Origin of the sequence: Streptomyces sp. NPDC057280 (assembly GCF_042668605.1) — a bacterium.
Classification (GTDB): domain Bacteria; phylum Actinomycetota; class Actinomycetes; order Streptomycetales; family Streptomycetaceae; genus Streptomyces.
In genome coordinates this window covers 1-13,812 of record NZ_JBHUYR010000021.1, presented here as the reverse complement: position 1 = coordinate 13,812, position 13,812 = coordinate 1, and the positions used below count along the sequence as shown (strand labels likewise).

4 protein-coding genes are annotated in these 13,812 nt (G+C 73.1%); all 4 read left to right on the top strand.

From position 1 onward, the window contains the following. Positions 1–46: 46 nt before the first annotated feature. The gene (locus ACFUO4_RS45495; RefSeq protein WP_079308981.1) at positions 47–700 is read left to right on the top strand and encodes a response regulator transcription factor; all 654 of its coding nucleotides are present in this window, start codon (positions 47–49) and stop codon (positions 698–700) included. 1 nt (position 701) lies between these two features. After that, positions 702–2,024 (top strand): sensor histidine kinase, encoded by a 1,323-nt coding sequence (locus ACFUO4_RS45490; RefSeq protein ID WP_383497187.1) that lies wholly within the window; start codon positions 702–704, stop codon positions 2,022–2,024. A gap of 229 nt (positions 2,025–2,253) precedes the next feature. Next, a complete protein-coding gene (locus tag ACFUO4_RS45485; protein ID WP_383497185.1) occupies positions 2,254–11,706 on the top strand; it encodes an amino acid adenylation domain-containing protein in 9,453 nt (3,150 codons plus the stop codon). A 156-nt stretch (positions 11,707–11,862) separates the two neighbouring features. Next, positions 11,863–13,812: condensation domain-containing protein (locus tag ACFUO4_RS45480; protein ID WP_383497182.1), on the top strand; the 1,950-nt coding region annotated here is incomplete at its 3' end.

Genomic DNA, 13,812 nt, shown 5'->3' with positions numbered 1-13,812 from the left:
GGTGGGGCAGCCTGGGGTCCGTGGCGCGTGTCTCGTAGGGGGAATGATGAGGGTACTGGTGGTCGAGGACCACACCGAGCTCGCGGACTCGATCACCAGAGTCTTCCGCCGCCAGGGCCTCGCGGTCGACACGGCCTACGACGGCTCGACCGCCCTCGACCTCGTCGAGGAGGTCGACTACGACGTCGTCGTCCTCGACCGTGACCTCCCCGACGTGCACGGCGACGACGTCTGCGGCGAACTCACCGCCAAGGGCGTGCGCACCAAGGTGCTCATGCTGACCGCAGCCGCCTCCATCGCCGACCGCGTCGAGGGCCTCGGGCTCGGCGCCGACGACTACCTCGCCAAGCCGTTCGCCTGGCCCGAGCTCCTCGCCCGCACCCGCGCCCTCGGCCGGCGCGCCCACCCGGAGCGGCAGCCCGAACTGGTCCGCGGCGCCCTGCGCCTGGACCCCGCGCGCCGCACCGCCAGCCACTCCGGCACCCAACTGCCGCTCACCACCAAGGAGTTCGGCGTGCTCGCCTATCTGCTCGGCGCCGAAGGACGGACCGTCCCCGCCGACGAGCTGCTCGCCAAGGTGTGGGACGAGGTCGCCGACCCCGGCACCACCACCGTCAAGGCGACCGTCAACCGGCTCCGCGCCAAGCTCCTCGACGCCTCGGTGATCCAGACCGTGCCCGGCCGGGGCTACCGGGTCTGACATGGCCCCGCCCGTCCTCGTCCGGCTCGCCCGAGCCCGCGACCGTGTCCTGCGCACCGCCCCCGCGTCCTGGCTGCGCGCCGTGGCCCGGCGCCTGACACCGCGCCGGGTACGGGTCCGCTTCGCGGTCCTCTTCGGCCTGCTGTTCATCGCGTCCGGCGCCGTCCTGCTCGGCATGACCTATCTGCTGGTCAACCGGCCCACCCACAGCAGCGTCGTCAAGTACGAGATCAACGGAGAAGCCGGCCGGCAGCCCACGATCCACATCCAGCCCGGCGGCCAGGGCGGCGACGCCCCGCCACCCGAGTTCGCGCTCGACGCCCAGCTGCGCGACCAGGCCGCCCGGATGCACGAGGCGCAGATGCACGACCTGCTCGTGCAGTCCTGTATCGCCCTCGCCATCATGGCCGGCCTCTCCGTCGTGCTCAGCTGGCTGCTGGCCCGCCGGGTGCTGCGCCCCATGCGCACCGTCACCGCCGGCATCCGCAGCATCTCCGCCCGCAACGTCCACGAGCGGCTCGCCGTCGAGGGACCCGGCGACGAGATCGGCGACCTCGCCAACAGCGTCGACGGCCTCCTCGACCGGCTGGAAGCCGCCCTGGAGTCCCACAAACGGTTCGTCGCCAACGCCGCCCACGAGCTGCGCACCCCGCTCACCGTGGAACGCGCCCTCCTGGAGGAGTGTCTCCTCGACCCCGACGCCACCGCCGACTCGTTCCGCGAGAACTTCGAGCGCCTGCTGCGCATCAGCACCCACCAGGGCGCCCTGCTGGAGTCCCTCCTCACCCTGGCCGTCAGCGAGCGGGGCATGGACCGCACCGAGCCCGTCGACCTCGCCGAGGTCGTCGAGTCCGTCCTGCTCACCCAGCTGCCCCCCGACCAGCGGCACGGCGTACGGATCGTCGACCGCACCGAGCCCGCCCAGGTCGCCGGTGACACCGCGCTGCTGGAACGCCTGGTCGCCAACCTCGTCCACAACGCCGCCTACTACAACGTGCCCGACGGGACCGTCGACGTCACCGTGCGCCGTCACGGCCGGCACGCCGTCCTCACCGTCGCCAACACCGGGCCCGCCGTCCCCGCCGAGCGCGTCGACGAGCTCTTCGAGCCCTTCCAGCGCATGAGCCGCACCGCGGGCGACGGCCATCACGGCCTCGGCCTGTCCATCGTCCGGGCCATCGCCGCCGCCCACGACGCCGCCCTCTCCGCCCGCCCCGGACCGCACGGCGGCCTCGTCGTCGAACTCTCCTTCCCGCTCCTTGTCAAGGACGGCGAGCGATACGAGATCTGGCCGCAGACCCGCGCGGCAACCGCGTCCAAGTGACCAGAACGGCCGGTTGGACGACGCCGACGACGCCCTTCGCTGGGTATTGTTCTGATTGACCGGCCCCGGTCGTGAACGGGTTATGGCGACGTTTCACCGGGCCTTTCGGTCCACGGGGTGATATTCCCAGGAGCTTCCCGAGCGGAAGCTCTTTTCCTTGCGTTTCCCACGGAATGGCGCGCCGGGCAGTCCATGCCCATGGAGAGGGAATGAGGGGTGAGGGGCGGACATGAGCGAGCGAATCGACGGCGGCATTCCCCTGTCCGACAGCCAGGAGGGCATCTGGCGCGCACAGCGCCTGGCGGGCCCCCGCGCGCGCTACAGCGTCGGGCAGGCCGTCGAGATCACGGGCGCGCTCGACGTGGCCGTCTTCGAGGCCGCGCTGCACCGGACGGTCGAGGAGACCGAGATCCTGGGCCTGCGCTTCAGCGAGGACGGGACGGGGGCGGTCCGGGGCGTACCGCTGGGCGCGGGGCCGTGGGCGCTGCCCGTCGAGGAGTGGAGTGAGGGGAGCGAGGGGAGCGGAGCCGGCGGTGACGACGACCGGCGGACGTGGCTCGAATCCCGTATGCGCGAGGAACTCGCCGCCGTGGAGAACCCGCTCGCGGACCGGCTCCACTCCTTCGTGCTCTTCAGACTCGATGCCGAACGGTACTGCTGGTTTCAGGGCTACAATCACCTGCTCCTCGACGGATATGCGTGCACCCTCATGGCTCGCCGGGTCGCCGAGACGTATTCCGCGCTCGTCGCGGGCAGGGAATTTCCCGAGTCCGATCACATCTCCTTGCGCGAGACATTCGCCGAGGAGGCGGCATATCGCGGATCGGCTGAATTCGCAGAAGACCGACGCTATCTCTGTGACCGTTTCGCGGATCGCCCGGAAATCGCAGAGGCCGCGCGCCTGTCCACAGTCTCCCGAGGCGGTGCGGGGTCGGTGCTCCGGGTGACGGACACCCTCGCTCCCGACGCCGCGGACGCGCTGCGTGCCGCCGCGGACGGAGCCGGTCTGCCGACATCCCGGCTGCTCCTCGCCGCCGCCGGCGCCTTCGTGAGCGGCATGGCCGGAGCGGCCGAGGCGCTCCTCAGCCTGCCCATGACCGGCCGCGTCAGCGACACCGACCTGCGCGCCCGCGTCACCCGGGCGAACATGCTGCCCCTGCGGTTCCCGGTCCCCACCGGAGCGAACCTGCTCGACCTCGCCCACACCGCCCACCAGGCCGTCGCCGAACTGCTCCGGCACCAGCGGTACCGGGGGGAGCGGCTGCGCCGGGAACTGGGCTGGCCGGAAGGCGACCGCTGGCACTTCGGGCCGTACGTGAACATCCTGCCGCGCGCCGGAGAACTGGCCTTCGGCGACTGCCGAGGCGTGGCACGGGACGTGTCGACCCGGCTCGTCGAGGACTTCGGGGTGCTCGTCGACCGGACCGCCACGGGGATCGAGATCACCGTCGAGGCGAACCCGGCGCTCTACGACCAGGCGTGGACGCGGGCCGTCCATCGCTCCCTCGTCGGCTTCGTCGAGCGAGCGGTCCGCGAGCCCGCGACGCCGGTGCGGCGGATCGGCGTGGCGGGGGATGACGAGCGGGGCCTGGTGGCGGTCGTCGAGGAGTGGAACGCGACGGCTGAGGTGACTGAGGCCGGTTTGGTGGTGGAGCGGATCCGCGCCCGTGTGGCTGAGGCTCCGGGGGCGGTTGCGCTGTGGTCGGGTGGGCGTGCGTGGTCGTATGCCGAGGTGGATGCGTGGTCGGATGCGGTGGCGCGTGGGTTGGTGGCGCGGGGTGTGGGTCGCGAGTCCCGGGTGGGGCTGTGCTTGCCGCGTGGGGCCGAGATGGTCGTGGCGGTGCTGGGGGTGTGGAAGGCCGGTGGGGCGTACGTGCCACTGGACCCCGAATACCCCACTGAGCGGCTTGAGTTCATGGTCGCGGACAGCGGTGCCGGGGTGGTGCTGGTCACGGAGGTGACGGCCGGGCGGGTGGCCTCGGGTGTGCTGCTGGATGAGGTGGTGAGTGAGGCCGGTGTGCTGCCCGAGGTGGGTGGCGATCAACTGGCCTATGTGATCTATACGTCGGGGTCGACGGGGCGTCCGAAGGGTGTGGCCGTGGCGCATGCCTCGGTGGCGAATCTGGCGTCGGTGATGCGTCCGGTGCTCGGGGTCGAGCCTGGTGTCACGGCGTTGCAGTTCGCGTCGTTCAGCTTCGATGCGGCGGTGCTGGACGTGGCGGTCACGCTGGCTGCCGGGGGCACGTTGGCGATCGCTTCGGCGGAGGAGCGTCGGGATGCGTCTGCGTTGGCGGCCATGGTGGAGGCGGCCGGTGTGGATGTGGCGAGTGTGGTGCCGTCGCTGTTGGGGGTGCTGGAGCCGGATGCGGTGCCGGGGATCGGCAACTGGGTGCTGGGCGCTGAGCGTCTGGAGGCCGGGCTGGCGGCCAAGTGGCGCGCGGGGGCCCGGGTGTGGAACACCTACGGGCCGACCGAGGCGACCGTCATCACGACTGCGGTGTTGTTGGAGGACGGCATTACGGGTGAGGACGCGCCACCCGCGATCGGCCGCCCGCTGGGGAACGTCCGCACCTACGTCCTGGATGCCTTCCTCCGTCCCGTGCCGGTGGGGGTTCCCGGTGAGTTGTATATCGCCGGGGATGGTCTGGCGCGGGGGTATGTCAACCGCCCGGACCTGACGGCGGAGCGGTTCGTCGCCTGTCCGTTCGACGCGGACGGTGGGCGGATGTACCGCTCCGGCGACCTGGCCCGCTGGACTGCCGACGGGCAGTTGGAGTTTGTGGGGCGGGCGGATGCGCAGGTGAAGCTGCGTGGTTTCCGGGTGGAGTTGGGTGAGGTGGAGGCCGTTCTCGCCGCTCATCCGGGGGTCGAGCGGGCGGTGGCCGTCGTACGGGATGGCCGGCTGGTCGGGTACGTCGTCGGCGGGGGCGCGGACGGTGACGACGTGCGGGCGTATGCGGCGGCCCGGTTGCCGGAGTACATGGTGCCGTCCGTGGTGGTCGTGCTCGACGCGTTCCCGCTGACCGTGAACGGCAAGGTCGATCGGGCCGCTCTGCCGGTGCCGGAGGCCGTGGCGGGGGCTGGGCGGGCGCCGGTGACCGCCGGCGAGGAGGTGCTGTGCGCGCTGTTCGCGGAGTTGCTCGGGGTGGAGCGGGTCGGGGCGGAGGAGAGCTTCTTCGCGCTGGGCGGTGACTCGATCACGGCGATGCTGCTGGTGTCGCGGGCCCGCCGGGCGGGGTTGGTCTTCGGTGCGCGGCAGGTGCATGAGTTGCGGACGCCGGCGCGGCTGGCCGCGGGGGCGGGGGCGGGGGCGGTCGGCGGGGCGGCGGAGGGTGTTCGGCCGGTGGACTCGGCCGTGGGTGAGGTGCCGCTGACGCCGGTGATGCGGGAGGTGCTGGACCGGGTCGGCGTCGACGGGGTGCGCGAGGTCGTGCAGTCGATGGTGGTGGAGGCGCCGGCCGGGCTGAACGAGGTGGCGCTGCGGAACGCGGTGGCTGCTCTGGTGGAGCGGCATGAGGTGTTGCGGGCGCGGTTGGTGGCGGAGCCCGGCGTGCTCGTGGTTCCGGAGCGGCTGGTGGTGCCGGTCGAGGGGCTGGTGGCGCGTGTCCGCGTTGGCGGTGCGGACCTGGCGGCGTCGGTGGAGGCGGAGGTCGCGGCCGCGGTGCGGCGGTTGGACCCCGTGGCCGGGGTGATGGTGCAGGTCGTGTGGCTGGACGCGGGGGCCGAGGTGGCGGGGCGGCTGGACGCGGGGGCCGAAGTGGCGGGGCGGCTGGTCGTCGTGGCCTGTCATCTGGTCGTCGACGCGGTGTCCTGGCAGGTGCTGCTGCCGGACCTGTGGTCCGCGTACGAGAGCCTCGCCGAGGGGCGGGCCGTGGAGTGGGAGCCGGTTCCGGTGCCGTTCCGGGCGTGGGCGCGGGAGTTGGCGGCGCAGGCGGGGCGGCCGGAGCGGGTGGCCGAGCTGGCGGCGTGGCGGGCGGTGCTGGACGGGCCGCAGCTGTCGCTCACGGACATGCCGCTGAACCCGGTCCTGGACGTCGGCGCGACGGTGCGTGAGGTGTCGGTGTCCGTTCCGGCGGAGGTGACGGCCGCACTGCTGACGGCGGTGCCGGTGGCGTTCCATGCCGGGGTGGACGAGGTGCTGCTCGCGGGCCTCGCCGGGGCGGTCGGTCAGTGGGCCGGGGCGGGGGAGCTTCTGGTGGACGTCGAGGGGCACGGCCGTGAGCCGCTGTCGGACGGCGTCCAGGATCTGTCGCGGACCGTCGGGTGGTTCACGTCCTCGCGTCCGGTGCGGTTGAGCGCGGGCGTCGGGGTGTCGGTGGCGGTGGTGAAGGAGCAGGTGCGGGCCGTCCCCGGGGATGGGCTCGGTTACGGGCTGCTGCGGTACGTCCGTCCGGACACGGCAAGGGAGTTGGCGGGCCTGCCCTCGGCGCAGGTCGGCTTCAACTACCTGGGGCGGGTCGGGACGGGGAGCGGATACCTGGGGCGGGCCGGCGCGGGCAGCGGGTACCTCGGGCTGGTCGGGGCGGGCGAGGGATTCGGGGCGGGGAGTGCTCCGGACGCCCCGGTGATGCACGCCGTAGAGCTGCTGGGAGCGGTACGCGACACGGCGGACGGTCCGGTGCTGGAGCTGCGGCTGGCCCACCCGGCGCGACTGCTGGGCGCGGGGCGGGCGCGCGCACTGCTGGAGGCGTGGGCCGACGAGCTCACCGGGCTGGTCGCGGACGTCCGGGGCGGGGCGGGCGGTCACTCGCCGTCGGACTTCCCACTGGTGGCGCTGGACCAGGCGGGCGTCGAGGAGATCGAGGCGGCGGTTCCGGGGCTGGTGGACGTGCTTCCCGTGGCGCCGCTTCAGGAGGGGCTGCTGTTCCACTCCCTCTTCGACGAGGAGGGTGTGGACGTCTACGTCGAGCAACTGGTCCTGACGCTCGACGGTGCTGTGGACGGGGACCGGCTGCGGGCCTCGTGGCAGGCGCTGCTGGATCGGCACGCGGCGTTGCGGGCCGGGTTCGTGCAGGTCGCGGGTGCGGCGGGACCCGTGCAGATCGTGGTCGAACGGGCCGAACTGCCGTGGCGGGACGTCGATGTGACGGGCCTGGACGACGGCGCCGCGGAACGGGTGGGCGCCGAGGAGCGGGCCGCGCGGTTCGACCTCGCGGCACCGCCGCTGCTGCGGGTGGCGCTCGTCAGGGAGGGCGCGGGGCGGGAGCGTGCCGGGTGGGAGGGTGCCGGGCTGGAGGGTGCCGGGCGGGAGAGTGCCGGGCAGGGTGGTGCCGGGCGGGAGAGCGCGGGGCAGGGTGGTGCCGGGCGGGAGAGCGCGGGGCAGGGTGGTGCCGGGCGGGAGGGCGTCACGAGGGAGGGCGTCGCGCGGTCGCGGATGGTGGTCACGCTTCACCATCTGGTGCTGGACGGATGGTCGTTGCCGCTGGTGTTGCGGGAGCTGTGGACTCTCTACGCGGCCGGCGGCCGGGCGGACGGGCTCGCTGCGCCGGTGTCGTCGCGGCCGTACTGGGCGTGGCTCGCCGAGCGGGACACGTCGGCGGCGCTAGAGGCATGGCGAGCCGAACTGGCGCCGGTCGAGGAGTCGGTGCTCGTCGCTCCGGCCGAGCCGAGCGCGACGACGTCCGTAGTCCTGGACAGGGTCACCGAGCGCGCGAGCGTCGAACTGGTGCGCGATCTTGAGCGGCTCGCCCGGGGTGCCGGCGTCACCCTGAACACCGTGGTGCAGCTGGCGTGGGGGCTGGTGCTGGGGCAGCTGACGGGCCGGCCCGCGGTGGTGTTCGGGGCGACGGTGGCCGGGCGGCCGGCGGAGCTCGCGGGCATGGAGGCGATGCTCGGCCTGTTCATCAACACGCTGCCGGTGCGTGTCGATCTGGACCCGGCCCGAACGGTCGGCGAGGCCCTGGCGGAGTTGCAGACACGGCAGTCGGCGCTCCTCGACCACCAGCATGTGGGGCTCAGCGCGGTGCAGCGGGCCGCGGGTCCCGGCGCGACCTTCGACACCCTGCTGGCCTTCGAGAACTACCCCGGCGACCTCGACGCCCAGCCCCTCGGCGAGGGCCTCACCCTCGCGGCCACGGAGCTGCGCGAGTCGACCAACTTCGCCCTGGCCCTGGGCGTCACCCCGGTCGACGGCCTGGAGATCCGCCTCGACCACCGCGCCGATCTCTTCGACCTGCGGGACGCGTCGCGAATGGCTCGGCGTCTGGTGCGGGTGCTGGAGCAGATGGCCGCCGATCCGGGGCTGCGGCTGAGTGGCGTGGAGCTGTTGGACGCCGCAGAGCGGGACGTGGTGGTGGCGGAGTGGAACGCGACGGCACGGGAGGTCGATGCGTCGTCGGTGGTGGAGCGGTTCCGCGCCCGTGTGGCTGAGGTTCCGGGGGCGGTTGCGCTGTGGTCGGGTGGGCGTGCGTTGTCGTATGCCGAGGTGGATGCGTGGTCGGATGCGGTGGCGCGTGGGCTGGTGGGGCGGGGTGTGGGTCGCGAGTCCCGGGTGGGGCTGTGCTTGCCGCGTGGGGCCGAGATGGTCGTGGCGGTGCTGGGGGTGTGGAAGGCCGGTGGGGCGTATGTGCCGCTGGACCCCGATTACCCCACTGAGCGGCTTGAGTTCATGGTCGCGGACAGCGGGGCCGGGGTGGTGCTGGTCCTGGAGGAGACGGCCGGCTGTCTGTCGGGTGGGGTTTTGCTGGATGAGGTGGGGAGTGACTTCGGTGTGCTGCCGGAGGTCGGCTCCGACCAACTGGCCTATGTGATCTATACGTCGGGGTCGACAGGGCGGCCGAAGGGTGTGGCCGTCGCGCACGCCTCGGTGGCCAACCTGGCATCCGTGATGCGTCCGGTGCTCGGGGTCGGGCCTGGTGTCACGGCGTTGCAGTTCGCGTCGTTCAGCTTCGATGCGGCGGTGCTGGACGTGGCGGTCACGCTGGCTGCCGGGGGGACGTTGGCGATTGCTTCGGCGGAGGAGCGTCGGGATGCGTCGGCGTTGGCGGCCATGGTGGAGGCGGCCGGTGTTGATGTGGCGAGTGTGGTGCCGTCGTTGTTGGGGGTGCTGGAGCCGGGCGCCGTTGCCGGGATCGGCAACTGGGTGCTGGGCGCTGAGCGTCTGGAGGCCGGGCTGGCGGCCAAGTGGCGTGAAGCGGCCCGAGTGTGGAACACCTACGGCCCCACCGAGGCCACCGTCATCACCACCGCCGTACTCCTGGACGAAGGCATCACGGGCGAGGACGCACCGCCCGCGATCGGCCGGCCTCTGGGGAATGTCCGCACCTATGTGCTCGATGCGTCGCTGCGGCCTGTTCCTGTGGGTGTGGCGGGTGAGCTGTACATCGCTGGGTCCGGTCTGGCCCGTGGTTACGTCAACCGTCCTGGTCTGACGGCGGAACGGTTCGTCGCCTGTCCGTTCGACGCGGGCGGTGGGCGGATGTACCGCTCCGGGGACCTGGCCCGCTGGACTGCCGACGGGCAGTTGGAGTTCGTGGGGCGGGCGGATGCGCAGGTGAAGCTGCGTGGTTTCCGGGTGGAGTTGGGTGAGGTGGAGGCCGTTCTCGCCGCTCATCCGGGGGTGGAGCGGGCGGTGGCTGTCGTACGGGATGGCCGGCTGCTCGGGTACGTCGTCGGGGATGTAGAGGCCGAGGACGTGCGGGCGAGTGCGGCTGTCCGGTTGCCGGACTACATGGTGCCGTCGGCTGTGGTCGTGCTGGATGCGTTCCCGCTGACCGTGAACGGCAAGGTCGATCGGGCCGCTCTGCCGGTGCCGGAGGCCGTGGTGGGGTCCGGGCGGGCGCCGGGGACCCTTGCCGAGGAGGCGTTCTGTGCGCTGTTCGCCGAGGTGTTGGGGCTGGAGAAGGTCGGGGTCGGCGACGGGTTCTTCGAGTTGGGCGGGGACTCGATCATGTCGATGCTGCTTGCCTCCCGGGCGCGGCGGGCCGGGTGGGTGGTGACGCCCCGGCAGGTCTTCGAGGAGCGGACGCCGGAGCGGCTGGCGCTGGTGGCGGTCGAGACCGGGGACGGGGCGGCGGCGGTCGAGGACGGCGGGGTCGGCGAGGTGCCGTGGACGCCGGTGATGCGGTCGCTGGGCGCGGATGCGTTGCGGGCGGGGTTCGCGCAGTGGATGGCTGTGGGGGCGCCTGCCGGACTGGGGACCGAGGTGCTGGAAGCGGGGCTGGGGGCGGTGCTGGGCGTGCACGCCATGCTTCGGGCTGAGGTGCGGGGTGGAGCGGCGGGGGCGCCGGTACGGGGTTCAGTCGCGGGGCCGCGAGTGCTGGATGGGCCCGAGGGGGCGCCGGTGCTGGTGGTGCCCGAAGCCGGGGAGGTGGATGTCTCCGGTCGGGTGGTGCGGGTGGATGCCGTCGGTGTGCCCGACGACGGTCTCGACGACGTGGCCGCGGAGGCCGCCCGGGACGCGGTCGCGGGACTGGATCCGCTGGCGGGCGTGATGGTGCGTGCGGTGTGGGTGGACGCCGGACCGGACCGGGTGGGGCGCGTGGTCGTCGTAGCGCATCACCTGGTCGTCGACGGAGTGTCGTGGCGGGTGCTGATGCCGGACCTGCGGGCGGCCTGCGAGGCCGTGGCCGAGGGGTGGGACCCGGCGGACGCGCTGGAGCGGGGTGGGGCCTCCTTCCGTTCCTGGGCGCGGCAACTGGAGCGCGCGGCCCGGAGTACTGAGCGCACGGCGGAGTTGGGCGGCTGGGTGAAGTTGCTGGCCGGGGATGACGTACGGCGAGTAGCCGGGGATGACGTACGGCGGGTCGTCGGGGCTGATGCGCGGCGGGTCGTCGGGGCCGATGTACGGCGGGTCGTCGGGGCTGCTGCGCGGCGGGTCGTCGGGGGGCGTGAGGTGGATCCTGGGCGGGACACCATGCGCGTTCTCTCGCGGCGGGAGTGGGCTGTGTCCGCCGGAGTCAGTGCCGTTCTCGTGGGGCGTACCCCGGCGCTCTTCCACTGCGGTGTGCACGAGGTGTTGCTGGCGACGCTTGCCGGGGCCGTGGCGCGGTGGCGGCCCGAGGCCGGTGTCGACGGGCTGCTGGTGGACGTGGAGGCGCATGGCCGGGAACCGTTGGCCGAGGGCATGGACGTGTCCCGGACGGTGGGCTGGTTCACCGCGGTGCATCCCTTGCGGCTGGAAGTGTCAGGGCTCGACCTGGACGATGCGGCGGTCGGCGGCGCCTCGGCCGGGTCCCTGGTCAAGCGGGTGAAGGAACAGGTGCAGGCGGTGCCCGGGGACGGGCTGGGCCACGGTCTGCTGCGCTGGGCGAACCCGGACACGGCACGGGTGCTGGCGGAGCTTCCCGTGCCGGAGATCGGCTTCAACTACCTGGGCCGGTTCGCCGCCGCCGGTCCGGACGCCGGTCCCGTTCGCGCCTGGCAGACCGCCGGGGACGCGGCCATGGTCGGTACGGCGGATCCGGACATGCCGGTGGCGCACGCCCTGGAAGCCGGCGCCGTGGTGGCCGACACCCCGGACGGGCCGCTGCTCACCCTCACGCTGAGCTGGCCCCGGACGCTGCTCGACGAGCGCCGGGCGGAATGTCTGGGCGAGGCCTGGCTGGAGCTGCTGGAAGGCCTTGCCGCCCATACCGCCGATCCGACGGCGGGCGGTCACACGCCCTCCGACTTCGCACTGCTCGATCTCGACCAGGACGAGATCGAGGCCTTCGAGTCCGAGTTCGCCGACGACCACCACTGATCGCCGGCCGTCCAGACCGCTTGGACCGCCGCCCGTCTCCCCCTGTCTCTCTCGTCTCTGCCTCCCCCTGTCGCTCTCATCTCTGCTGCCTTCCTTGCCTTCCTTGCCTTACTTGCGCCCGTTCTGGGCCATCCCATTTGTGAGGAGATCTACGCGATGACCCGGACTCGGAACGCCATCGAAGACATCTGGCCGCTGTCGCCCCTGCAGGAGGGACTGCTGTTCCACGCGGCCTTCGGGGACGGGGCGTCCGACGTGTATGCGGGACAGCGGGCCCTCGCCCTCGACGGGCCGCTGGACATCGCCCGGCTGCGTCGCTCCTGGGAGGCGCTGGTCGCCCGGCACGGCGCCCTGCGGGCGGGCTTCCGCCGGCGCAGGTCGGGACAGGCCGTTCAGGTCGTCGCCCGCCAGGTGGAACTCCCTTGGCAGGAAGCGGACTTGAGCGCCCTGCCGCAGCGGGAGGCGGAGGCCGAGGCGGCCCGGCTGTCCGAGGCGGAACTGTCGGCCGGCTTCGATCTGGAGCGGGGCCCGCTGCTGCGGCTGCTGCTGATCCGCCTCGGCGAGCGGCGGCACCGCCTGGTCATGACGACCCATCACATCGTGCTGGACGGCTGGTCGTTGCCGATCCTGGTGGAGGAGCTGTCGACGCTGTACCGGGCCGGGGGCGAGGTCCGGGCACTGCCGCCGGTCCGCTCCTACAAGGACTACCTGGCCTGGCTGGGCAGCCAGGACCGGGAGGCGGCACGGGCCGCATGGCGCGCGGAGCTGGCCGGGGCGGACGAGCCCACCCTGGTCGCCCCGGCCGACCCCGCCCGGGCACCGCTGCGCCCTGAGGCGCTGGTCACCGAGTGCAGTGCCGAACTGACCCGGGCGCTGGAGACGCTGGCCCGCGACCACGGGGTCACCATGGCCACAGTGGTGCAGGGCGCGTGGGCCCTGGTCCTCGCCCGGCTGGCCGGGCGCCAGGACGTCGTGTTCGGCACCACGGTCGCGGGCCGCCCCACGGACCTGCCGGGCGCCGACTCCCTCATCGGCCTGTTCATCAACACCCTGCCGGTCCGCGTCGAGCTGACCGGCGCCCTGACGGTCGCCGAGCTGCTGCGTACCCTCCAGGCCCGCCAGATCGCCCTCCTGGGCCACCAGCACCTCGGACTCACCGAGATACGGCAACTCGCCGGGCCGGGAGCCGAGTTCGACACCCTCGTGGTGTACGAGAACTACCCGCGCCCGGCGGACACGGCGCCGGCCGACCCCGACGCCCTCACCGTCCGCTTCGACGGCCGCACGAGGGACGCCAGCCACTACCCGCTCGGCCTGATCGTCGGCCCCGGCGAGCGGCTGGAGCTGCAACTCGACCACCGCACGGACCTGTTCGACCGGGCCCGCGCCGAACAGGTGCTGGCCGCACTCCACCAGGTGCTCGAGGGCTTCGCGTCCGACCCGCGCACCCCGGTGGCCCGCCTCGGACTGCTGACCGGCGCCGAGCTGGCCCGTGTCACCCGGGACTGGCAGGACATCCACCCCGAGGTGCCCACCGGGACGCTGCCCGAACTGCTCGCCGGACAGGTGGGCCGGACGCCGGACGCGCCGGCCCTGGACTCGGACGAGCGGACGTACAGCTACGCCGAACTGCAGGACGAGGCGGGCCGCCTGGCACGGCACCTGGTCACCCTGGGAGTGGGCCCCGAGCGCCGGGTCGCCGTCCTCGCCGAACGCTCCGCCGACACCGTGGTCGCGCTCCTCGCCGTCTCGATGGCGGGCGGGGCCTTCGTCCCCCTCGACCCCGGGCACCCGGCGGACCGGCTCGCCCTCGTCCTGGAGGACGCCGACCCGGTCGCGGTGCTGTGCACCGAGGCCGGCCGCGCCCTGCTGCCCGAGACCGTCCGGGACCGCGCGATCGCCCTCGACGACCCGGAGGTCACGGCAGCGGTGGCCCGCCAGGCCCCGGGCCGGGTGACCGACGCCGAACGCACGGCTCCCCTGCGTCCCGCCAACGCCGCCTATGTGATCCACACGTCGGGTTCGACGGGGCGGCCGAAGGGTGTGGTGGTGTCGCATGCGGGGTTGGTGAATTTGGCGGGTGCGCAGGTTGAGCGGTTTGCGGTG

Excerpts from the sequence above, each read along its gene's own strand:
- ACFUO4_RS45495 (WP_079308981.1), top strand. The coding sequence starts at position 47 with ATGAGGGTACTGGTGGTCGAGGACCACACCGAGCTCGCGGACTCGATC.
- ACFUO4_RS45485 (WP_383497185.1), top strand. The coding sequence starts at position 2,254 with ATGAGCGAGCGAATCGACGGCGGCATTCCCCTGTCCGACAGCCAGGAG.
- ACFUO4_RS45490 (WP_383497187.1), top strand. The coding sequence starts at position 702 with ATGGCCCCGCCCGTCCTCGTCCGGCTCGCCCGAGCCCGCGACCGTGTC.